The sequence below is a fragment of the Microbulbifer okhotskensis genome (assembly GCF_023895975.1).
GTDB lineage: Bacteria > Pseudomonadota > Gammaproteobacteria > Pseudomonadales > Cellvibrionaceae > Microbulbifer > Microbulbifer okhotskensis.
Genome location: NZ_JALBWM010000472.1, coordinates 1 through 266 on the forward strand (window position 1 = coordinate 1; position 266 = coordinate 266).

The window sequence follows — 266 nt, forward strand, 5'->3', positions numbered from 1 at the left end:
AGAGCAAGGACGGGCAGAAATTGGAGCGATCAATTTTGAGGTGGTGGACATCGCCAGTCAGCTTTCGTATGTACTGCGCGATGAGTTGGAACAGGGCAGCAGTATAAAAGGTCGAAGGGTCCGTTTGTTTCAAGGGTTTGTCGGGCTTGATTGGGATGATTTCCGCTTAGAACAGACTCAGATTGCGGAAGACTCAGTTTCTTACGCGGCTGGTGCTTATAAAGTGCGTTGTAGAGATATTCAGCGGGAGATGCGGCGAGATATAT

General features: G+C 48.9%; 1 protein-coding gene. It reads left to right on the forward strand.

Annotated features, from left to right (window positions below; translation table 11 throughout):
* Window positions 1–266: hypothetical protein (locus MO867_RS22970; protein ID WP_252473467.1), on the forward strand; the 266-nt coding region annotated here is incomplete at both ends.